This window comes from Streptomyces sp. NPDC085900, assembly GCF_044540925.1.
Taxonomy (GTDB): Bacteria; Actinomycetota; Actinomycetes; order Streptomycetales; family Streptomycetaceae; genus Streptomyces; species Streptomyces gilvifuscus.
This window is the reverse complement of sequence record NZ_JBITSP010000015.1, coordinates 99,839-120,200: the sequence shown is the minus strand read 5'-3', so window position 1 is coordinate 120,200 and position 20,362 is coordinate 99,839. Positions and strand designations below refer to the sequence as shown.

Here is a 20,362-nt window from a genome sequence, read left to right as displayed (position 1 = left end):
CTCCCTCATCGGACCTGCTCCCTCATACGGCCTCCTCCAGGGCGCGGAAGACGGGCAGTGTCGACTCCTCGTCATAGGAGTGGAATTCGAGCCGGACCGGCAGACCCGTGCGCACCTTGTCGCAGGGCAGTCCGACGACGTTGCTGATCATGCGGACGCCTTCGGCGAGTTCGACGAGAGCGACCGCGTAAGGCGGATCGAAGGCCGGGAAGGGCGGGTGGTGCATGACGACGTAGGAGTAGACCGTCCCCTCGCCGCTCGCCTCGACCGTGTCCCAGTCCGGGCAGCCGCAGTGGTTGCAGCCGGGCAGCCAGGGGAACCGGAGCGTGCCGCAGCCGGTGCAGCGCTGGATGAGCAGGCGGTGTTCGGCGACTCCTTCCCAGAAGCCGGCGTTGTCGCGGTTGACGACCGGGCGGGGGCGCGGAGGCCGCTTGCGGGGACGCGGCGCGGGGGCGTACTTCAGGACGCGGAAGCGGTGGGTGCCGACGAGGTCGGGGCCCACGCGGACGTTCGTCCGCGTCGTGACGAAGTACCCCGTGCCCAGCTTGGTCGTCTTGCGGTCCGACACCGACTCGATCACCGAGTCGAAGGTGATCTCGTCGCCGGGGCGCAGGGGCCGCAGGTACTCCTGCTCGCAGTCGGTGGCGACGATCGAGGTGCAGCCGGCCTCGTCGAGCAGCGCGCTGAGCTCGTCGTACGCCTCGGAGTGGCCGCCGTGGCCGGAGAGGCCGCCCATGATCCAGGCCTGGAGCATGGTGGGCGGGGCCACGGCGTCCGGGCCGGTGTACGCGGGGTTCGTGTCGCCCATCGCCTCGCACCAGTGCCGGATCATGGGCAGGTTGACGGGGTCCTTGCCCGTACCGGCGACGGTGGCGGCCCGTCCCTCGTAGGCCTTCAGCCGCGCGCCCAGCTCGTCCACGCCCACCGTCGCCCCCTCGCTTCCTGAGAGGTTTCTGACTGTCCGTCAGATCTGATGCGGTGTCAAGGTCGCTTCACCGCATACGGAAACGCCTGCGCGCCATGCGTGACCGCATACGGAAACTCCTGCGCGTCACGCGTGACCGCACAGGGAAACGTCTGCGCGTCACCGCATACGGAAACGCCTGCGCGGCGGCACCGAAGTACCGCCGCGCAGACATGTCACCCCCAACCCCCCACGGAGCACACCACGGGACCCTCCCCCGGGTCAGAGCCGGCGGCTCACCACAGATGGCCGAAGTGGATGGCGACGTTCTCGTTCCCCTGCTGGATGGCCGTGAACGCGGAGCCGTTGACCTGTGCGGTATTGCTCTGGTTCGAGGCGCCGGAGCCGACCGCGTTCTGCTGCGTGGTGGACGAGTTGCCGTGGTTGTCGTGGCCGACGCCACTGCCGACGACGCTCGCCACGCCCGCGTTCGATCCGTCGTCCGCGAAGGCGCCGTTGTCCGCCGCCGCGACGCCCGCGAAGAGGGCGGCTGCCAGCGGGAGGGCGGAGACGGCGGCGATGACGCGGGCGGTACGGATGCTTGCCATGTTTCTTCCTCCAGAACCCGGCTTCCTTGCCGGAAGTACGTCAGGTACGTCAAGTACGGCTGCTGCCAGGGGAGTTGGCCGACCACCCCGGCGGTTGTGCACGACGTCGCGAGACCAGAGTTGCCCACCGAATCCCCGGCGAACCACCCCGGAAGCACCGATTCCCACTCAAGTGCTACGACAAGTCGATAAACCCCTTTCGCTACTTCGACCCCCCGAACCAGGGCAATACGAGCCACTCGGACCCATGCCGCACAAGGGGCGAAGCGTTACGGCAGTTTTCCGGCCATTCCCCTCACCCCGGCGCGTCGACCCCGACTCCCCTTCCCTTTTTCGAACGTACGTACGAACATGGAGGCATGGCCACCACCGACCGGCAGGCCACGACGCTGGCCCTCGCACACGCCCTGTCAGCCGCCGAGCGCGGACTGGCCGTCATCCCCCTGTCCCGCACGAAGCTCCCGGCCCTGCGCTCCCCCCACCGCGACGACCCCGATCCCAGGCCCTGCCACGGCGAGTGCGGCCGCCTCGGCCACGGCGTGTACGACGCCTCGGCCGACCCGGCGCGCATCCGCGAACTGTTCGCCGCGGCCCCTTGGGCGACGGGCTACGGCATCGCCTGCGGCCTGCCGCCCCACCACCTGATCGGCATCGACCTCGACACCAAGTCCGGCACCGACTCCTCGGCGGCCCTGTGCGAACTGGCCCTGCGCCACCTCTTCACGATCCCCGACACCGTCGTCGTGCTCACCCCCAGCGGCGGCCGCCACCTCTGGCTGACCGGACCGCCCGACACCGCCGTCCCCAACTCCGCCGGCCGCCTGGCCCCCGGCATCGACATCCGGGGCGCCGGCGGCTACCTCGTCGGCCCGGGCTCCCGCACCGACCACGGCGTCTACACGGCCGCTCCCGGGACCGCCCACCTCGCCCCGGCCGCCTGCCCGCCGGCCCTGCTGCGGCTGCTCCTGCCGCCACCGCGCCCGACCCACCCCTCGACCCACCCCTCGGCCGGCGACCACGGGCAGGGCCTGGTCCAGTTCGTCCTCGCCGCCCACGAGGGCCAGCGCAACACCCGCCTGTTCTGGGCCGCCTGCCGCGCCTACGAGAACGGCATCGGCCCCGCCCTCGTCGCCCCCCTGGTCGACGCGGCACTCGACACCGGCCTGACCGAACGCGAGGCGCGCGCGACGATCGCGTCGGCGGCCCGGATGACGGGGCATCGGGCCTGACACGACGGCTCGTCGCCCGGACGTCCGGGCGGTCAGGAAACACCTCGTCCGGACCACTGGGCGGGCGGCAAGGAAGCACCTCGTCCGGACCTCTGGGCGGCGCGGAGACACCTTCGTCCGCACCTCCGGGCGGCACGGAAAACAAAAGGACCTCGATGCACCACCGCCCTAGAGTGCGGACCATGTCGCTGACCCGCGTGATCCTCACTTCCGGCCGCTCCGTCGACCTCACCGAGCTGAAGCTCTCGTCGACGTACGGCGGCATGCTCGAGGGCTACCCCTGCAAGCCGGTCAACGACATGCGCATCAAGGGCCTGCTGCACACCGCCGAACGCGCCTTCCCCACCGGTCCGATCCACTTCGTCGCGCCGCCGCGCGAGTACCCCGACCAGTACGCGGGCGCCTTCGGCCCCGTGGAGATCCTGCCGCCGGTGGCCTGCGTCGGTTCCTTCCGCTCCGGCCCCCTCGACCCCGCGCACGACCCGGTCCTGTACCGCTCGGGACTCACGGTCGTCTGGTTCCAGCCGACGACCGAGGTCCCGTACGAGTGCGAGGCGACGGCGGAGCTGCGGGAAGTGGACTGGGCGGGGCTGGCGCGGGACTACGAGCTCTGACGCACCTTGTCGACGCGCCAGGCGATCACCCCGGCGGCCCCTCGGCCGCCCTGCACGTCGATCCTGGTCCCGGCCGCCTTCACCGCGAAGCGCGTGGAGACCGGGACGCCGTCGCAGGACACCCGCCGGGCGGGCGCCGTGCGGGCCGGTACGAACCCGACCTCGACGGTTCCGCGGCCCGCGCAGGCCACGGTGACGCGGTAGCCGCTGCCCTTCGGCAGGCCGAGCGCGTCCTGGACGCCGTCCGCCACGCGGTCCAGGCCGGACACCAGCGGGGCGTCGTTCGAGGTCGCGGCGAGGCCGGCCCGGGCCGCCGTCGCGAGCTCCTTCTCCCGCTGGACGGCCGCGGACTTCGAACTACGCCCGGGCGCGGCCTTGGAGCCCTCGGGGGCCGCACCGGAACTGCACGCGGTGAGGAGCAGAGCCGGTACGAGGGCGAGGGCGCAGGTCAGGAAGGCGAGACGGGGACGCTCGGTTGTCATGACCTGCAAGACAGCGGGGCCGGCGGAACCGTTCCCGCCGCTTGCTCACGGCACGAGGACGATCTTGCCTGTGGTGCGCTTGGCCTCGATCGCGCGGTGGGCCTCGGCGGCCTCGCCCAGGGGATACGTCTCCTGGACGGCGACCCTCAGTCGGCCCTCCGCGATGCGCTCGGTGATCCGCTCCAGGACCTCACCGGACGGTTCGGCGGTGACCCACACGTAGCGCAGCCCCCGGGCGGCGGCCCGCTGTTCGTCCGTTCCCGGATCGATGGACGCGCCGATGAGGAGCCCTCCCGGCCGCAGCACGTCCAGGGAACGCGGGCCGTACGCGCCCCCGACCAGGTCAAGGACCACGTCCACGTCGGTCACGGCGGCGCGGAAATCGGTGGCGGTGTAGTCGATCAGTTCGTCGGCGCCCAGCTCGCGCAGGAAGTCGTGGTTGGCCGCCCGCGCCGTACCGATGACGTACGCGCCGAACTCCTTCGCCAGCTGCACCGCCACATGCCCGACACCGCCCGCCGCCGCGTGGATCAACACCCGGTCGCCGGGCCGGACCCGTGCCAGCACGGCCAGGGCCTGCCAGGCGGTGAACGCGACCAGAGGCACGGCCGCCGCGTGCGCCAGGTCGAGGTTCTTCGGCGCGAACGCCAGGGTGTCGGCCGGTACGGCGGTGTACTCGGCGTAGGCGCCGCGCCGGGCGAGCGCCAGCATGCCGTACACCTCGTCGCCCGGCACGAACCGCGTCACGCCCTCGCCGACCCGCTCGACCACTCCGGCCACGTCGTTGCCCGGCGTCCACGGAAGCGTGACCAACTCCGGCACCCGGCCGGCCCGCAGCACGGCGTCGCCCGGATTGACCCCGGCGCCGGCCACCCGCAACAGCACCTCACCGGGCCCGACTTCCGGTACGTCGGTCTCGGTGTAGGCGAGCACTTCAGGACCGCCGAACGCGGACTGGACGATGGCGTGCATACGGGCGGTGCGCATCACAACTCCTCGGCTCCTCGGCATAGGAGGTCACGGGTCACGCGGTGCTTTCCCCATCCTGCCTGTCGCTCAGTCGACCCTGCGGTCCGCGACCTCCTGCACGACCACTCCCATGCAGGCCAGTGACACGGCGAGCACGGCGGCCGTGGTCCATGACTCGTTCAGCCAGAGATGCGACCCCACGGCGGCCCCGCCCAGCCAAAGCAGCCCCAACCCGAACCGCATCCCGCGACGCGCCCACGGCGATCGCGCTCGCCCGGCCCCCGGCCGTTCATCCGTCATGCCCAAATCAATACCACCACCCCGCAAGCCCGTCGCCGTGATCACTCGCCCCACCGATGAGAAGCTGCCGCGGAATCCGTCCTACTGGGAGCAGCGACGAGGCGGCCGACCGGCCGCCACACAAGGAGGGCGACCACGATGGCGCGTTACCTGATCTCGTTCGACGACGGATCGATGGACTTCCTCGAGGGGGAACTCTCGGCGGTTGGCGAGGCAGCCCACCGGGTGGTCAAGGAGGCCAAGGAGGCCGGCGTCTGGATCTTCGGCGCCGGAATCGAGCGCCAGCGGGCGAACATCGTGGCCCCCGACGGCACGGTCACGGACGGACCGTTCCCCGAGACCAAAGCGGTCGTCGGCGGTTTCGCGATCATCGAGGTCCCGACGCGCGAGGAGGCGCTGAGGTGGGCCGCGAAGATCGCCGAGGCGTGCCGGTGCGCACAGGAGGTACGCGAGATCATGTACGACCCGGAAAGCTGAGTCACCGATCCGGGCGTGCGTGATCGTGTGTCCGGCAAGCTTGGTGGCGGAGCAAGGCAGGCGGGCATCTGTTCAGCGCGTCCACGACCGCTCCTGACGGTTGGATCGCTGACGACGATGCCTTCCGGCTGAGCGCCTTCATCGACAGCTGCTATGACGACTCCGATCCGGTGGAGGCGCTGCGCGACGCCGTAATGGACCACTTCCCGCCCCAGGGAGATGAGGGTCTGTTCGCGGCCGTGGCACGCAAGGCCAGCCCGTTCTCGGCCTTGGCTTGCGCACTTGGTCCCGATGCGGTGCTGCAACTGCCAGGCTGGTTCGGGGACTTCCTGCTGGATGCCGAACAAGTCCAGGCGCGGCTCCCTGCGGCCGAGGAAGCCCTCACCTTCACCCGAACGCAGCGGCAGGACGCGATCGAGCGGATCCGCGCGTGGATGACTGGGCTGGGTGAACCGGGGTTGACCGTGAGAGGTCTAGGGCCATCACTTCCAGAAGAACTGGCCATCCCACCGATCACGTCGAAGAAGCGTCCTCTACGCTCCGGCTGTGATCGTTCGCTGCCACCAGATCGTCAGCCCAATCAGCCGTGAGATCGTACGAGACCATCCGGGCATTCGAATCGGCGCGGAGTATCCCGTCCTGGAGATCGTCACCAACCCACGTCAGGTCCTCCTGCGTCTACCGGAGCAGGGTTACGGCGACGGGTACAGAGAGACCCCGGGACTTTGGGACGCAGCCATGTTCACGATCGTCCGCGAAGGTGTTCCGACGTGCTGGGTCGCCGGGCTCGATAACGGCAGGCTGACGCTCGCACCGGCGGAGTGGCAGCGCCCCGGGTTCTGGGATGACTACTTCGACGACGTGCCGCAGGCGATCGCCGAGTACGACCGTCTGCGGGCTGAAATCGTGGCCCAGGCCTGACCAGTGGGCTCGGCGGGCATCGTGTGAGGGGTTGTGGGCGACGACCTTCATCGCCACGGCGGTGATCGCGAGGACCAGCATGAGTACGGCGACCCAGCCGGGCGCATAGCGGGCGCCTGTGACGTGCTCCATCTCGCCCATGCAGCAGCCTCGGCCCCTGCGCGGACGACGGCCGATGGGGACGGCGGCCAGCGTGCTGCAAGGATGGCGGACAGTACGCTGAACCCAGCGGGATCGGGCCCGCAGCACAGTGTCCGGGAGGTGCTTCATGACGGCCGAGATGGTTGCCCCGGCGTGGATGCATGAGCAGATCACTGCGGAGGAGTACGACTCCTGGTCCGAGGAGCAGGTTGCCGGCATCGAGATTGTGGACGGGATGGTCGTCGTGAGTCCGAGTGCGTCCAAGCGGCACAACCGGCTGGCCCGGATTGTGGCGAACGCCCTGGATGCCGCCGCGGGCCCGGAGTGGAATGCCGACACGGACTGCGACGTCCGGCTTCAGGACGTCCCGCTCACCAATCGCCGTGCGGACGTCGTCGTGTACCGCGCAGACACGATCGACATCACCCCGACCCGCCCTGAGCACGTGCTGCTGGTCGCGGAGGTGGTGTCGCCGGGCTCGGAGACCACCGACCGGATCGTGAAGGTCGATCAGTACGCCAAGGCAGGCATCGCCTTCTACTGGAGGATCGAGCAGGCCGCGACAGGCGTTCCCCTCGTGTACACCTACGTTCTCGACCCCGCGACGAAGGCCTACCGGGACGGAGACGTGTTCACCGGTGTCCTCAAGGTGGCGGCCCCCTTCCCGGTGGAGATCGACCTGGGCCAGATCTGACAGCCGTTGCCCCACGCGTGCCCGATCGGGCTGGAAACCACGGGATGGCGCGCGGGGAACATCGGGCAGTCACAGTAGCCAGGCACGAGAGCGGCCCCTGACCAAACACCCAGGTCAGAGGCCGTTCTCACTGCTCTCAGCGCGGAGGCGGTGGGATTTGAACCCACGGTGACATCGCTGCCACGACGGTTTTCAAGACCGTTCCCTTCGGCCGCTCGGGCACGCCTCCCCGCGCCGCTCGTGATCGGCGGCGCGGGGACAAGAGTAACGGGTTGGCACGCGCGCGCGTGGGGCAGATGTCGCGAACCCGGGGAGGTACGCGCGCGTGGGTCGGTGGGTCAGCTGTCGCCCGTGCGGGAGCCCAGGGTGAGCTGGACCGTGTGGGACTTGCCGCCCCGCTCGTAGGTGATCGTGACCGTGTCGCCGGGCTTGTGGGTCCAGATCTCGCCGATCAGGGTGGGGCCGGAGTCGATCACCCTGTCGTCCAGCTTGGTGATGACGTCGCCCGGCTTGAGACCGGCCTTGGCGGCCGGGCCGCCGGACTCCACCGAGGAGGAGCCGCCGGTGCCCGAGTCGGTGATCTTCGCGCCGTTGGTGGAGTCCTCCAGGGAGACGGAGGCGCCGATCTTGGCGTACACCGGCTTGCCGGTCTTGATCAGCTGCTGGGCGACGTACTTGGCCTGGTTGATCGGGATGGCGAAGCCGAGGCCGATCGAGCCGGACTGGCTGGAGCCGCCGAGGCCCCCGCTGCCGGTGGACTGGATGGCGGAGTTGATGCCGATGACGTTGCCCTGGGCGTCCAGCAGCGGTCCGCCGGAGTTGCCCGGGTTAATCGAGGCGTCCGTCTGCAGGGCGCTCATGTAGGAGGCGTTGGAGCCGGTGCCGTCGCTGGAGGCGACGGGACGGTTCTTGGCGCTGATGATGCCGGTCGTCACCGTGTTGGACAGGCCGAAGGGCGCGCCGATGGCGATCGTGGAGTCGCCGACGGCCACCTTGTCGGAGTCGCCCAGCGTCAGGGGCTTGAGGTCCGACGGGGGGTTCTTGAGCTTGATGACCGCCACGTCGTAGCCCTGCGCGTGGCCGACCACCTCGGCGTTGTACTTCCTGCCGTTCGGGAAGGTCGCCGTCAGCTTGCCGCCGTCGAGGGCGTCCGCGACGACGTGGTTGTTGGTGACGATGTGGCCCTGCGTGTCGAAGACGAAGCCGGTTCCGGTGCCGCCCTCGCCGCTGGTGGACTCGGCCTCGATGGTGACCGTGCTGGGCAGCGCCCGGGCGGCCACGCCCGCGACCGTGCCGGCGTCCCGCTTCACCGCGCCGCCGCTGGTGGAGGCGGAGACGGTGGTGGAGCCGGAGTTGTCGTCGTTGTTCTTGGCCAGCGTGTAGCCGAGGCCGCCGCCCAGGCCGCCGGCGACCAGCGCGGCCACCAGGATCGCGGCGACGAGCCCGCCGCGGCCGGACTTGTGCTTCGGCGAGGGCTGCGGCTCGTACGTGGAGCCCCAGCCCCCGTGGGAGCCGCTGCCGCCGTCCGAGTACGACGGGGTCGCGGGCGGCGGGGGCGGCCAGGAGCTGTCCGGGGCCGATCCCCCGGAGCCCTGCTGGGCACCGCCGGACTCCGCCGAGGCGTACGCGGGGGCGTGGCCCGCGTGCATCGGGTGCTGTTCCGGAGCGCCGGGGGCGCTCGGAGGCACCGGCGGGAGCGGGGCCGTACGGTCGCTCCCCTCGGGGGTGGCGGGTGCCGAGGGAGCGGGAGCGTCCACCGGCACGGGGGGTGCAGACGGGGCCGGGGGTACCGCGGTGCCCTCGTTCTCGGTGCTCACAGCTTCTCTCCTCGATCCACGGCTGTTCTTCTCGGTCGCACTCGGTCACGCCCGTTCTCGTTGTCGACGGTCCGGCGCGCTGCAGCTGTGCATGTCCTTTTGTATGCCGTCAGCTTTTCCCATGAGCCGTCAGGGCACCATAAGCGGTGCCTGTGGGTCCGCGGCCATTCTTTATATAGGTCATGACGCGCAAAAGGGACGCAATCTCTGCTCCTCCGATCGCACGACTACCCCCTTGCGGTGGCACCATGACGCGGTGACCCACGCACGGCAGCACACGATCAAGGTCGTCGCCCACCGCGGAGCCTCCGAGGAGGCCCCGGAACACACCCTGGCCGCGTACAAGAAGGCGATCGAGGACGGTGCGGACGCCCTCGAATGCGATGTGCGCCTGACGGCCGACGGGCATCTCGTCTGTGTCCACGACCGCCGCGTCAACCGCACCTCCAACGGCCGCGGCGCGGTCTCGGCGCTGGAGCTCGCCGAGCTCGCCACCCTGGACTTCGGCTCGCGCAGGACGCGGGAGCTCTTCCGCACGCGCGACGAGGAGCCCGACTGGGAGTACCTCCCCGAGGGCCCCGAGCACACCTCCGTGCTCACCCTGGAGCGCCTGCTGGAGCTGGTCGCGGACGCGGGGCGGCGCGTGGAGCTGGCCATCGAGACCAAGCATCCGACGCGTTGGGCCGGACAGGTGGAGGAGCGGCTGCTGATGCTCCTGAAGCGGTTCGGCCTGGACGCCCCCGAGTCGGCCGCCGACTCCCCGGTGCGCGTGATGAGCTTCTCGGCGCGCTCGCTGCACCGCGTGCGTGCCGCGTCGCCGACCCTGCCGACGGTCTATCTGCTGCAGTTCGTCTCGCCGCGGCTGCGCGACGGACGGCTCCCGGCGGGTGTCCGGATCGCCGGCCCCTCCATCCGCATCGTGCGCAACCAGCCGGCGTACATCGAGCGGCTCAAGCGGGCCGGCCACCAGGTGCACGTGTGGACGGTGAACGAGCCGGAGGACGTCGACCTCTGCGTCGAGCTGGGCGTCGACGCCATCATCACCAACCGGCCGCGCGCGGTGCTGCGCCAACTCGACCGTTGATGGTGTGTCACTGGTAAAGACCTGTGAAGAACTCTTGACCCTTCCACCCCTTTGGCACCATCCTCCGTTTCCGGACACCGTCGAAAACCAGCCACACGACTACAGGGAGTGCTCCGGCGCGTTCGGTCCGTATTCGATCGTTTCGAATGCGTCACCGCGCGTGCATTGGCCGGTTTCCGGTACAGGCCAATGGGGCATCCACACCGTGGCGTGGGGCAAAGGAGGTCTCGGGGGTGGCGTTGGTGGTGGCACAGGAGGTGCCCACGTCGTCGAGCATGGCCGTACCCCATGGCCCTGCGGGCGTGGGGGAGGCGAGACACCGTATGCGCGAACAACTGCGCAGGGGCGGCGTCTCGGAGGCGGTCATCGACGATGCCGTACTGATTCTTTCCGAACTCTTGAGCAATGCGTGCAAACACGGTCGGCCCCTGGGCGACGCCCTGGCCGGGGACGGTGACGTCCGCGCGGCCTGGCGCGTCGACCGCGGCGGCCGGCTCACGGTGGAGGTCACGGACGGTGGCGGGCCCACCCGCCCGGCTCCGGCCACACCCTCGGTCACCGCGCACGGCGGCCGCGGCCTGAACATCATCACCGCGCTGGCCGACGACTGGGGCGTCCGGGACGACGCCCGCGGCGAGGTCACCGTCTGGGTCGTGGTCCACGAGGACGTTCATGATCCCGATGCCGGGCACCGCCGCGACGACTTCGCTACGCGCGTCACTGCGCCGACGGTGTCCCGGATCCCGGCGATGCCGAGCCTGGACTTCGCGGACGCGTTCGACGACCTGGACTAGCGCGGCCACCGTCGGCGGCGCCGCCCCGGCCCGGCGTGCTCGTCCACAGGATCCCGTCGCCCATGGCGTGAACGGCTAGGCTCCCGCCGTACAGACGAGCCGTAACCGGGAGACACCCACGATGGCCAAGAAGCGACCCCCAACGAAGGCCAAGCAGCCTCAGAACACCGGCGGATCCCGCGTCGCAGGCGCTGACGGGGACGTTCCGGTCGTCGGCGCGCGCGAGCCCTGCCCCTGCGGCAGCGGCCGCCGCTACAAGGCCTGTCACGGAAGGGCCGCCGCGCAGGCGGTGACCGAGCTGGTGCACCGCCCCTTCGAGGGCCTGCCCGGGGAGTGCGACTGGGTGGCGCTGCGCGAGCTGGTGCCCGCGGCCACGGTCGAGCTGACCCTGAAGGACGGCCTCCCCGAGGGCGTCCCGTCGGTCACGCTCGCCACGGTGCTGCCGATGGCCTGGCCGGCGCTGCGCCGCGACGACGGCTCGGTGCTGCTCGGCCTGCAGAACGACACGGCCTCGGGCGACATCAGCCGCGACCTGGCCGACACCCTCCAGCGCGCGCTGACCGCCGAGCCGGGCACGCCGGTCGAGGGCCGGCGCGCTCCCGCGGAGGGCCCGCGGCTGCAGGACCTGCTCGATCCCGAAGGCGCGTTCGAGCCAGTTGTGCACGAGGGCTTCGAGTTCTGGGTTCCGGACGCGGAGAACGCGACGCCGGAGGTGGCCGCCTCCCTGGAGCGGGCCAACGCCGCGGCGATCCCGACCGTGAAGCTGACCGGCGTGGACGCGGCGTACTGGTGCCGGACGCCGGACAAGAACCACCTGCGCTGGGTCATGCCGCATCCGGAGGAGCGGCTTCTGGACGCCCTCGCGCGCCTGCACGCGGCGGGCCGCTCGCACCTCGGTGAAGGCACCCGCCTCGTGGGTTCCTTCCGGGCTCACGGGCTCATCGTGCCGGTCTGGGACCTGCCGAGTCCGGTCACGGCGGAGGACATCGAGAAGCCGGCCGCCGAGTTCGCCGAGCGGCTCGCCGGCGCCCTCGCCTCGGACGCGCCGCTGACCGCGGACGAGCGTCGCGCGCGCGGCGGTCTCACCAACCGGCAGGTCACGCTCAGTTGACAGGCCGTGACGAAATCGGGCTCGGCTGACCCACCGGTCAGCCGAGCCGGCTCGTCCGCATGCGGTGGCTCCGCTCACAAGTCCCGTCGGGATCAAGCAAATACGTGACCGGAAAGCCCGGATCGAATTTGCGAACCGCGGATCTCTTGTTACCGTTCCAGTAGCCCGGTTGCTGGTGCATCCCCCGTCGCCAGCAACCGGGTCTTTTCATGCCCGCGGATCCCTTACGGAACGCCCTCCTCCGTCAACTGTCCATCGCAGAGCCGGAGTTGCTTCCCGACCGCAGCAGCAGCGGCCCCCTCGCGCGCTTCGCCGCGAACTCCGCGACGGCCGAGTAGTCGTCCGGCGTCCCCCGGGTCCGCTCCCGGGGCGTCTCGCACATCCCCGGCTCGTCCTCGGCGCCGACCGCGCAGTTCGTCTGCACGGTGCGTCCGCCGGGCCCCATGAGGCTCAGTACGGCGTCCAGGGCGTCGCCGGTGGTGTTGCGGTAGTAGGTGCGCGCCCAGGTGTCCTCGCCCTGGGTGAGGACACAGGTCTGCGCCTCGATGCCGTCGGGCGAGGTGAGGGACGGGCCGCAGCGGGCGGCGGTGGCCAGGCCCAGACCGAGCAGCAGGGGAGAGCCGGTGGGCCGCGCGGAGGGCGCCTTGGCGTCACCCGTGGGCGGCGAGGAGTGAACGGGCCGCCGCGCGGGAGCCCGTACGACGGCACTGCCCTTGTCCCCCGACGGCCCCGCCGACGCCACGGCCAGCGGCAGCACGACCGCCGCCACCACGACGCCCGTCAGGGCGAGCAGGCGGATCCTTCGGGGGTCTCGCCCGCTGCGGAGCGGCTGTGGGGCCCTGTGTCCCCCGGAATGACGCGGCATAGAGCGGAAGATAACGACCACGCGCGCGCGTGCCGCCCCGCGCGCGCCGGACACCCCTACAACTCGGGCGCGCTCACACCCGTACGAGTGAGGACCTCGACCGCGGCGTCGGCGACGGGCTCGACGTCGGGGACCCAGGGGGCGGCGGAGCCGGGGAGCGGGGCGCGCTCCCAGCGGATGTCGCCCTCGCCGGTCTCCGTCGGGGGCAGGGCGAGGTAGCCGCCCTCGCCGTGGAAGCGCAGGGAGCCGGGGACGCAGTCCTTGGCGTAGAGCAGTTCGCCCAACTGCTCCAGGGTGTACGGCTTCACGAGGATCGCCCAGCGGCTGGGCGAGGCCACGACCGGGCCGAGTCGCATGCCCATGCGGTCGAGGGCGGCGAGGGTGTGCGCGGCGGCCAGGGCCGGCAGGCTGACCGCGCAGGGCGCGTTGCCGCCGGTGGCCAGGATGATCGGCGCGGTGGGCCGGTTGCTCCACCACCAGCGCACCATGCGCGGGTCGGTGGTGGCCGCGAGGAGGCCGGGGTCGAAGGGATGCGCGCCGGGCACCGTGCACTCGGGGTCCGGGCAGCCGCAGCGGGAACGCCCCTGCGGGTCCGGTGCCACGCCCGGGAGTACGGGCCACTGCCATTCCGTCGCGCAGGTCAGAGCCGCGCCGACCAACTCAGGCCTTCCGTCGCTGCGCTGGGACAGGAGCCTGCGTCGCCTTCCGAGGATCTCGCGCATGAGCGCTCGTTCCTTTCCGTTGCACCGCTGGCAACACCGTGGGCCACATCACATCATGTGTCGATCACTTCACTGTGCGTACCTGTTGGCGCATCACACCCCTGCCGGAGGCAAGGGGAACCCCTATGGGCCGAGCATTGGCTGCTTCCGCGGCAGCCGCGCCACCCATACTGCGTCTATCAAAAGCATGGGCCTGGCGGGGGGTGGCGAAGTCTGGCGTTTTGCCGTTACGCGTATTTCTCTTCGCCTCCGCCACGGGAGGATGGGGCACGGTCGTCGGTGGATAGGACGCCCGGTTCGGTCACCAGGTTCCGGGTGGCTGTCAACCACCCCTGGCCTTCTCCGAGTACGTACCCATCACGACCGCTGTGACGCTCTGTGGAGCAAGCCCAGTCGACCGCAATACCCCGTTACCCGAGGCTTTTTTAGGCCAACTTCGCTTAACGACCCACCCTACTCCGGTTACCCACGGACACCAGGAATCCCAGCAGGACAATGCTGGACATCCCCTCACGAGTGCGTGTACATGTGGAGACACTGCTAGCGGCGCAGAATGACATGGGGGTTTGCGATGCTTTTGAGCAATACGCACCGGTCGGAAAGCCGGACGCCATGAACGCCCCTCACCCTTCGAAAGTGGCTGGAATCGATTCAACGGTTCCCTCGCCCGCACACACTGTCGCGCCCGCGCCGGCCACCCCGGGTACCCCACCGGTGCCCCCGCCGAACGCGCCCGGGGCACTGCTCCAGGACCGCCTCGCGGGCTGGGTCTCGGACCTCACGACACTCCACGAGCTCACCGAACGCCTGGCCCGCACGGACGTGCTCGCCGAGGCCCTGACCGAGGTGCTGCGCGCCGGAGCCGCCCTGGTGGGCGCCCGGCGCGGGCTCGTCGTACTGGAACCGGGCGACGGGCTCGGACCCGACACGACGATCGGCCTGGGACTGGCCCGCGCCGACCTCGGGCACATCGAGACCGTGCCGCGCAGCGCGATGTCCTACGGCCGCATCCTCGACGGACTCCCGGGCGCCGACGGCGAGATCGCCGAGCCCGACCTGCTCGCCGAGGACGGTCTCGACCCCCGCCACCGCGAGGTGGCCGCCCGCCTCGGCTACGCCGCGTGCTACGCCCTCCCGCTGTCCGCCGAGCACGGGGGCCGTGTCGGCGCCGCCGTCTGGCTGTACGACGAGCCCGCGGAGCCGGCCGAGCGGCAGCGGCATCTGGTCGGGCTGTACGCCCGTTATGCCGGCGAACACCTGGCCCGGCTGGTCGAGGTGGAGCGCACGCGCGCGTGCATGGCGACGATGGCCGAGGAGCTGCTGCCGTCCCGGCTCCCCCGCGTCGCCGGCGTCCAGCTCGCCGCCCGGCATCGCACCGGCCCGCGCGGTGGCGGCGACTGGTACGACGCGCTGCCGCTGCCGGACGCGGCCCTCGGGCTCGCTGTCGGTTCGGTCACCGGTTCCGGCCCGAGCGCGGTCGCCGCGATGGGGCGGCTGCGCGCCTCCCTGCGCGCCTACGCCGTGATGGAGGGAGAGGACCCGGTCGCCGTCCTGTCCGACCTGGAACTGCTGCTGCGCCTGACCGAACCGGCCCGCTCCGCCACCGCCCTGTTCGCCTACTGCGAGCCCGCGTTGCGCAAGATCACGCTGGCCGGGGCCGGGCACTGCCCGCCGCTGCTGGTCGGCGAGCGGCGCACCGAGTTCGTGGAGACGTCGGTGTCCGCGCCGCTCGGCATGCTCGCCTGCTGGGAGGCGCCCAGCGTGGAGTTCCAGGCCGAGCCCGGCGAAACGGTGCTGCTCTACACCGACGGTCTGCTGCACCGCACCGGCGACCCCACCGACCGCGCCTTCGCCCGTCTGCACGCGGCGGCCGCCGGCGTGCCCAGGGCGCTGCGGCACGACCCGGACGCGATCGCCGACCACGTGCTGCGCACCGTTCTTCCGGACGGGCTCGACGCGGCCGACGACGAGGAGGACGTCGTCCTGCTGGCGGCGCGCTTCGAGTGAGCCGGGGGCGCGTGTCTCCGCAGGCGCGCCGCTGCCCCCGGTAACAGGTCCTTCGCCCCTGAGCCCCCTTCCGCACGACCGTACGATGGAGGGGGTCCAGTGCCGTAACAAGGAGGATGACCGTGGCGGAGGAGCTCCCGGACTCTATGGAACTTGCTGCTACCGCAGCGGGGCCGGAGACCGCTGAAGAAGAGCCGATCAAGCAGCGCAAGAACGGCCTGTACCCGGGCGTGTCCGACGAGCTGGCCGAGAACATGAAGTCCGGCTGGGCCGACACGGAGCTGCGCGACCTGGAGCCGATCGCCCAGGCCGCCGAGACCGCCGCACGGCGCGCCGCGCTGTCGGCGCGCTTTCCCGGTGAGCGCCTGGTGATCCCCGCGGGCAATCTGAAGACCCGCTCGAACGACACGGAATACCCCTTCCGGGCCTCCGTCGAGTACGCGTACCTCACCGGCAACCAGACCGAGGACGGCGTGCTCGTCCTGGAGCCCACCGGGGACGGCCACAAGGAGACGATCTACCTCCTGCCGCGCTCGGACCGGGAGAACGGCGAGTTCTGGCTCTCCGGGCAGGGCGAGCTGTGGGTGGGCCGCCGGCACTCGCTCACCGAGGCCTCGAAGCTGTACGGCATCCCGGCCTCCGACGTGCGCGAGCTGGCCGACAGCCTGCGCGAGGCGACCGGCCCGGTGCGGGTCGTGCGCGGCTACGACGCCGGGATCGAGGCGGCCCTGACCGACAAGGTCACCGCCGAGCGCGACGAGGAGCTGCGGGTCTTCCTCTCCGAGGCGCGCCTGCTCAAGGACGACTTCGAGGTCGGCGAGCTGCAGAAGGCCGTCGACTCGACCGTGCGCGGCTTCGAGGACGTCGTGAAGGTCCTCGACAAGGCGGAGGCGACCTCCGAGCGCTACATCGAGGGCACCTTCTTCCTCCGCGCCCGCGTGGAGGGCAACGACGTCGGCTACGGCACCATCGCCGCCGCCGGCCCGCACGCGTGCACGCTGCACTGGGTGCGCAACGACGGCCCGGTCCGCTCCGGCGACCTGCTGCTGCTCGACGCGGGCGTCGAGACGCACACGTACTACACCGCCGACGTGACGCGCACGCTCCCGGTCAGCGGCCGGTTCAGCGAGATCCAGAAGAAGATCTACGACGCTGTGTACGAGGCCCAGGAGGCCGGTATCGCGGCGGTGCGGCCGGGCGCCAAGTACCGGGACTTCCACGACGCCGCGCAGCGCGTGCTCACCGAGAAGCTCGTCGAGTGGGGGCTGCTCGAGGGGCCCGTGGAGCGGGTGCTGGAGCTCGGGCTGCAGCGGCGCTGGACGCTGCACGGCACCGGTCACATGCTCGGCATGGACGTGCACGACTGCGCCGCCGCGCGCGTGGAGGCCTACGTCGACGGGACGCTGGAGCCCGGGATGTGCCTCACCGTCGAGCCCGGCCTGTACTTCCAGGCCGACGACCTGACGGTGCCGGAGGAGTACCGCGGCATCGGCGTGCGCATCGAGGACGACATCCTGGTGACCGAGCACGGCAACCGGAACCTGTCGGCCGGGCTGCCGCGCCGCTCCGACGAGGTCGAGACCTGGATGGCCGCGCTCAAGGGCTGATATCAGACGGATGGCCGGGTACCGGTGAGGTGCCCGGCCATTGATGTGCCTGCATTCACGAACCTGGGGGGAGGGTCGCCGTGGACGACTTCTGGTCCGGCGTCGGTGTCGATCTGCATCTGGAGACCGACGACGGCGAGGGACGGCGGGTCGGGCTGGAACGGGCGCTGCGGGACGCCGTGCGCGACGGGCGGCTGGCGCCCGGGACCCGGCTCCCGGCCACGCGCCGGCTCGCGACCGAACTGGGAGTCTCGCGGGGGACCGCCAAGGCCGCCTACGACCAGCTCGTCGCCGAGGGCTATCTGACCGCCCGGCAGGGCTCGGGCACCCAGGTCGCCGAACTGCCCAGGGCCGAGGCGGAGACTCCGAGCACCGCCGCACGCGCGCGTACGCCGCGTTTCGACCTGCGGCCCGGCAGCCCGGACGTGGGGGCGTTCCCGGCGGCGGCCTGGCTGCGGGCGCTGCGGCGGGCCATCGCGACGGCCCCGTTGCTGGCGTACGACTACGGCGATCCGCGCGGGCGCGTCGAACTGCGCACGGCGCTCTCGGGTTACCTGGGGCGCGCCCGGGGAGTCATCGCGCCGCCCGAGCGGATCGTGATCACTTCCGGGTACGTGCAGGGGCTCGCGCTCCTCACGCGCGTGCTGGAGGGCGGCGGGATCGCCATGGAGGACCCCGGGCTGGCCTTCCACCGGGAGGTCGTGCGGCGCAACGGCGGCAGTGTGGTCGCGGCACGGGTCGACGAGCGGGGGGTGCGCGCGGAGGAACTCGGGGACTGCCGGGCCGCCGTGGTCACCCCGGCCCACCAGTACCCGACCGGTGTCACGCTGCACCCGGAGCGGCGGCGGGCGCTGACGGACTGGGCACGCGCGCGTGGCGGGCTGATCGTCGAGGACGACTACGACGGGGAGTTCCGCTACGACCGCCAGCCCGTCGGCGCGCTCCAGGGCATGGCACCCGGCCAGGTCGCCTACCTCGGCACGGCCTCCAAGACACTCGGCCCGGCGCTGCGGCTCGGCTGGATGGTGCTGCCGCCGCACCTCGTCGACGCGGTCGCCGACGTCAAGCTGCACAGCGACCACCACACCGAGTCCATCGGCCAGCTGGCGCTCGCCGAGCTCATCGACAGCCACGCCTACGACCGTCACGTGCGCGCCTGCCGGCTCAGGTATCGCAGACGCCGCGACCAGCTCCTCGACCGGCTCGGCGGCCGGCGGAACGTGCGCGGAATCGCGGCCGGACTGCACGCGCTCGTGGAGGTCGCCGACGAGGCCGAGGTGCTGGAACGCGCCGAGGCGGAGGGCCTGGCCCTGGGCCGGCTCGGCGACCACTGGCACACCCCGGACGAGGCACACCCGCAGGGGCTGGTCGTGGGGTACGGAACGCCTCGGGAACGGGTGTACCCGGAGGCGCTGACGGTGCTCGAGAAGGTGCTGGAGTCGGCCGACCCGACCCGCTGAGGCGCCGCCGCGCCCTTCACACCGCCAACAGCGGCGCGTCCTCCCGCCACTTGAGGATCTTGTCGAAGCTCACCACCGTGCCGTCACGGCCGGGCTTGTCGCCGATGTGGACGTGGTCGGCGAGCGCCCGGATCAGATACAGGCCCCTGCCGTGCTCGGCGTCGGCGCGGGCGGGGCGGGCCGCCGGGGGACCCGCGAGACCGGGGCCGGAGTCCGTGACCTCGATCCGGCACTTCTCGCCGTCCAGGTACGCGGTGACCCGGTACGCCTCCGAGGACGCGCCGTCCTCGGCGCCCCCGCCGTGTTCGACGGCGTTCGCGCAGGCCTCGCTGAGGGCGACGGAGAGGTCGTAGGAGATGTCGGGGTCGACCCCCGCCGTTTCCATCGCGCCGAGCAGCAGCCTTCGCGCGAGCGGCACGCTCGCGGCTTCCCGCCGCAAGTGGAGTGACCACCAGATGCTCATGCTCCAGCCTCCCGGCCGCGGCTCGACATACCGTTTCTTATTGCCGCGCGTAGGCGTGTGTAAGCACCGAGTTGACGTGACGCCGCCCATATGGGCGATGCGTCCGGTCCGGAATCGGTGTATGTCCGATCAGCTCATGTCAGAGAGTGATCTTCTGGCCCGTAGGTCACCTTGTGGACCTGCCGTACGGCGCGGGCAGGGCCAGTGGGATGATGAGCCCGCCATGACTGCCCCCCACCAGCGCAGGGCGCGCTCCGGACGAGACGTCCGGATTCTGCGGGCCGCGGTGTTCGCCGCGGTCTGCGTCGTGCTGGCCGCGGGCGGCCACGCCCTGGCCTCCTGCGCCCCGGTTCCGCTGTGGACGCTGGGCGCCGGTTTCCTGGGCGTTCTGGTGGTCACGGTGCCGCTCACCGGGCGCGAGCGGTCCCTGCCCGGGATCGCCGCGTTGCTCGCGGTGGGACAGACGGTGCTGCACACGCTCTTCGGTCTGGGTCAGCACACGGCGGCCGGCGGCATGTCGATGGCGTCCATGACGTCGGCGTCCGACGCCTCGCTGGTCCGGCAGGCGGCCCGCATCACGTGCGGGGCCGCCGCGGCGGCGATCAGCCCCGCGCAGGCCCGCCGGATCCTCACCGAAGCCCGGATCCAGCCGACCACGGCCATGGACATGAGCTCCATGCGCCCGGCCGGTTCCCCGTCCCTGGCCTCCCTGCTGCCGTCGCTGCCGATGCTGCTGGGCCACGTCCTCGCGGCGGTCGCCGCCGGCTGGCTGCTGCGCCGCGGGGACCTGGCGCTGCTCAGGCTCGTGGAACTGTCCGCGGACTCCTTGGCCGAAGGGGCTCTCGTACGGTCCCTGCGCTCCGCGTTCGCCCTGGTGCGCGCCCTGCGTGCCGGGCTTCCGGGCGCACCCGAGACGGGTCCGCGCGTGCCGGGCACCACCCTGCTCAGGCCGCCCGGGCCCCGTACCGCCGCACTCCAGCACACGGTGATCAGGCGCGGCCCGCCCGCCGCCGCGCACCTCCTCCTCGCCGCCTGACGCGACGCGAGCACCGCACTCCTTCGGGGTGGGGGCCGCCGTCGTGCGGCACGCGCG

Annotated in this window: 21 protein-coding genes and 1 tRNA gene; 13 read left to right on the top strand and 9 right to left on the bottom strand. The window is 71.5% G+C overall.

Annotated features, from left to right (window positions below; genetic code table 11):
* Window positions 1-22: 22 nt before the first annotated feature.
* Complete coding sequence (locus tag ACIGDI_RS37850; RefSeq protein WP_399906624.1) at window positions 23-925, bottom strand: bifunctional MaoC family dehydratase N-terminal/OB-fold nucleic acid binding domain-containing protein; 903 nt, start codon at window positions 923-925, stop codon at window positions 23-25.
* 275 nt (window positions 926-1,200) lie between these two features.
* Window positions 1,201-1,512: a hypothetical protein gene (locus ACIGDI_RS37845; protein ID WP_200704156.1), complete on the bottom strand. Its 312-nt coding sequence runs from the start codon at window positions 1,510-1,512 to the stop codon at window positions 1,201-1,203.
* Window positions 1,513-1,871: 359 nt separating this feature from the next.
* Here ACIGDI_RS37845 and ACIGDI_RS37840 point away from each other — a divergent pair, with 359 nt between their 5' ends.
* Window positions 1,872-2,741 (top strand): bifunctional DNA primase/polymerase, encoded by an 870-nt coding sequence (locus ACIGDI_RS37840; RefSeq protein ID WP_399906622.1) that lies wholly within the window; start codon window positions 1,872-1,874, stop codon window positions 2,739-2,741.
* A gap of 155 nt (window positions 2,742-2,896) precedes the next feature.
* Window positions 2,897-3,355 (top strand): hypothetical protein, encoded by a 459-nt coding sequence (locus tag ACIGDI_RS37835; RefSeq protein ID WP_399906620.1) that lies wholly within the window; start codon window positions 2,897-2,899, stop codon window positions 3,353-3,355.
* Here ACIGDI_RS37835 and ACIGDI_RS37830 read toward each other — a convergent pair.
* Entirely contained in the window at window positions 3,343-3,837 is a 495-nt protein-coding gene (locus tag ACIGDI_RS37830) for a hypothetical protein (protein ID WP_399906619.1), read from the bottom strand. The two genes, ACIGDI_RS37835 and ACIGDI_RS37830, sit on opposite strands and share 13 nt — an antisense overlap.
* Before the next feature lie 45 nt (window positions 3,838-3,882).
* The gene (locus ACIGDI_RS37825; RefSeq protein WP_399906617.1) at window positions 3,883-4,824 is read right to left on the bottom strand and encodes an NADP-dependent oxidoreductase; all 942 of its coding nucleotides are present in this window, start codon (window positions 4,822-4,824) and stop codon (window positions 3,883-3,885) included.
* Window positions 4,825-5,244: 420 nt separating this feature from the next.
* Between ACIGDI_RS37825 and ACIGDI_RS37820 the strand changes: the two genes are divergently transcribed.
* From ACIGDI_RS37820 to ACIGDI_RS37805, 4 genes are all read left to right on the top strand, one after another.
* Window positions 5,245-5,583, top strand: coding sequence for a YciI family protein (locus ACIGDI_RS37820; protein WP_399906615.1), 339 nt, complete (start codon window positions 5,245-5,247; stop codon window positions 5,581-5,583).
* A gap of 170 nt (window positions 5,584-5,753) precedes the next feature.
* The gene (locus tag ACIGDI_RS37815) at window positions 5,754-6,173 is read left to right on the top strand and encodes a hypothetical protein (protein WP_399906613.1); all 420 of its coding nucleotides are present in this window, start codon (window positions 5,754-5,756) and stop codon (window positions 6,171-6,173) included.
* Window positions 6,130-6,504, top strand: a complete 375-nt coding sequence (locus ACIGDI_RS37810) for a hypothetical protein (RefSeq protein ID WP_399906611.1) — start codon at window positions 6,130-6,132, stop codon at window positions 6,502-6,504. Before ACIGDI_RS37815 ends, ACIGDI_RS37810 begins: the two co-directional genes overlap by 44 nt.
* A 268-nt stretch (window positions 6,505-6,772) precedes the next feature.
* A complete protein-coding gene (locus ACIGDI_RS37805) occupies window positions 6,773-7,339 on the top strand; it encodes a Uma2 family endonuclease (protein WP_399906610.1) in 567 nt (188 codons plus the stop codon).
* A 142-nt stretch (window positions 7,340-7,481) separates the two neighbouring features.
* On the opposite strand, the gene ACIGDI_RS37800 is transcribed toward ACIGDI_RS37805, so the two are convergent.
* Together ACIGDI_RS37800 and ACIGDI_RS37795 are read right to left on the bottom strand one after the other, a co-directional pair.
* Window positions 7,482-7,568, bottom strand: a tRNA-Ser gene (locus tag ACIGDI_RS37800).
* Between the two features lie 109 nt (window positions 7,569-7,677).
* The gene (locus ACIGDI_RS37795; RefSeq protein WP_399906608.1) at window positions 7,678-9,156 is read right to left on the bottom strand and encodes a S1C family serine protease; all 1,479 of its coding nucleotides are present in this window, start codon (window positions 9,154-9,156) and stop codon (window positions 7,678-7,680) included.
* Between the two features lie 256 nt (window positions 9,157-9,412).
* Here ACIGDI_RS37795 and ACIGDI_RS37790 point away from each other — a divergent pair, with 256 nt between their 5' ends.
* The 3 genes from ACIGDI_RS37790 (at window position 9,413) to ACIGDI_RS37780 (ending at window position 12,145) form a co-directional block, all read left to right on the top strand.
* Window positions 9,413-10,240, top strand: coding sequence for a glycerophosphodiester phosphodiesterase (locus ACIGDI_RS37790; RefSeq protein WP_399906606.1), 828 nt, complete (start codon window positions 9,413-9,415; stop codon window positions 10,238-10,240).
* 146 nt (window positions 10,241-10,386) lie between these two features.
* Complete coding sequence (locus tag ACIGDI_RS37785) at window positions 10,387-11,034, top strand: ATP-binding protein (RefSeq protein ID WP_063824473.1); 648 nt, start codon at window positions 10,387-10,389, stop codon at window positions 11,032-11,034.
* A gap of 121 nt (window positions 11,035-11,155) precedes the next feature.
* Window positions 11,156-12,145, top strand: a complete 990-nt coding sequence (locus ACIGDI_RS37780; RefSeq protein WP_272176570.1) for a DUF5926 family protein — start codon at window positions 11,156-11,158, stop codon at window positions 12,143-12,145.
* 244 nt (window positions 12,146-12,389) lie between these two features.
* Here ACIGDI_RS37780 and ACIGDI_RS37775 read toward each other — a convergent pair whose 3' ends face one another.
* The gene (locus ACIGDI_RS37775) at window positions 12,390-13,010 is read right to left on the bottom strand and encodes a hypothetical protein (protein WP_399906604.1); all 621 of its coding nucleotides are present in this window, start codon (window positions 13,008-13,010) and stop codon (window positions 12,390-12,392) included.
* Window positions 13,011-13,066: 56 nt separating this feature from the next.
* The gene (locus tag ACIGDI_RS37770) at window positions 13,067-13,732 is read right to left on the bottom strand and encodes a bifunctional DNA primase/polymerase (protein ID WP_399906602.1); all 666 of its coding nucleotides are present in this window, start codon (window positions 13,730-13,732) and stop codon (window positions 13,067-13,069) included.
* Window positions 13,733-14,227: 495 nt separating this feature from the next.
* Between ACIGDI_RS37770 and ACIGDI_RS37765 the strand changes: the two genes are divergently transcribed.
* From ACIGDI_RS37765 to ACIGDI_RS37755, 3 genes are all read left to right on the top strand, one after another.
* Complete coding sequence (locus tag ACIGDI_RS37765; protein ID WP_399906600.1) at window positions 14,228-15,739, top strand: PP2C family protein-serine/threonine phosphatase; 1,512 nt, start codon at window positions 14,228-14,230, stop codon at window positions 15,737-15,739.
* 116 nt (window positions 15,740-15,855) lie between these two features.
* Window positions 15,856-17,346, top strand: a complete 1,491-nt coding sequence (locus tag ACIGDI_RS37760) for an aminopeptidase P family protein (RefSeq protein ID WP_399906598.1) — start codon at window positions 15,856-15,858, stop codon at window positions 17,344-17,346.
* Window positions 17,347-17,426: 80 nt separating this feature from the next.
* Window positions 17,427-18,806, top strand: coding sequence for a PLP-dependent aminotransferase family protein (locus ACIGDI_RS37755; RefSeq protein WP_399906596.1), 1,380 nt, complete (start codon window positions 17,427-17,429; stop codon window positions 18,804-18,806).
* A gap of 16 nt (window positions 18,807-18,822) precedes the next feature.
* Here the strand turns inward: ACIGDI_RS37755 and ACIGDI_RS37750 are convergent, their stop codons facing one another.
* Window positions 18,823-19,269 carry an ATP-binding protein gene (locus ACIGDI_RS37750; protein ID WP_399906594.1) on the bottom strand — a complete coding sequence of 149 codons (447 nt, stop codon included), beginning with the start codon at window positions 19,267-19,269 and terminating at the stop codon, window positions 18,823-18,825.
* A gap of 223 nt (window positions 19,270-19,492) precedes the next feature.
* On the opposite strand from ACIGDI_RS37750, the gene ACIGDI_RS37745 reads away from it, so the two are divergent.
* Window positions 19,493-20,305 (top strand): hypothetical protein, encoded by an 813-nt coding sequence (locus ACIGDI_RS37745; RefSeq protein ID WP_399906593.1) that lies wholly within the window; start codon window positions 19,493-19,495, stop codon window positions 20,303-20,305.
* Window positions 20,306-20,362 lie beyond the last annotated feature (57 nt).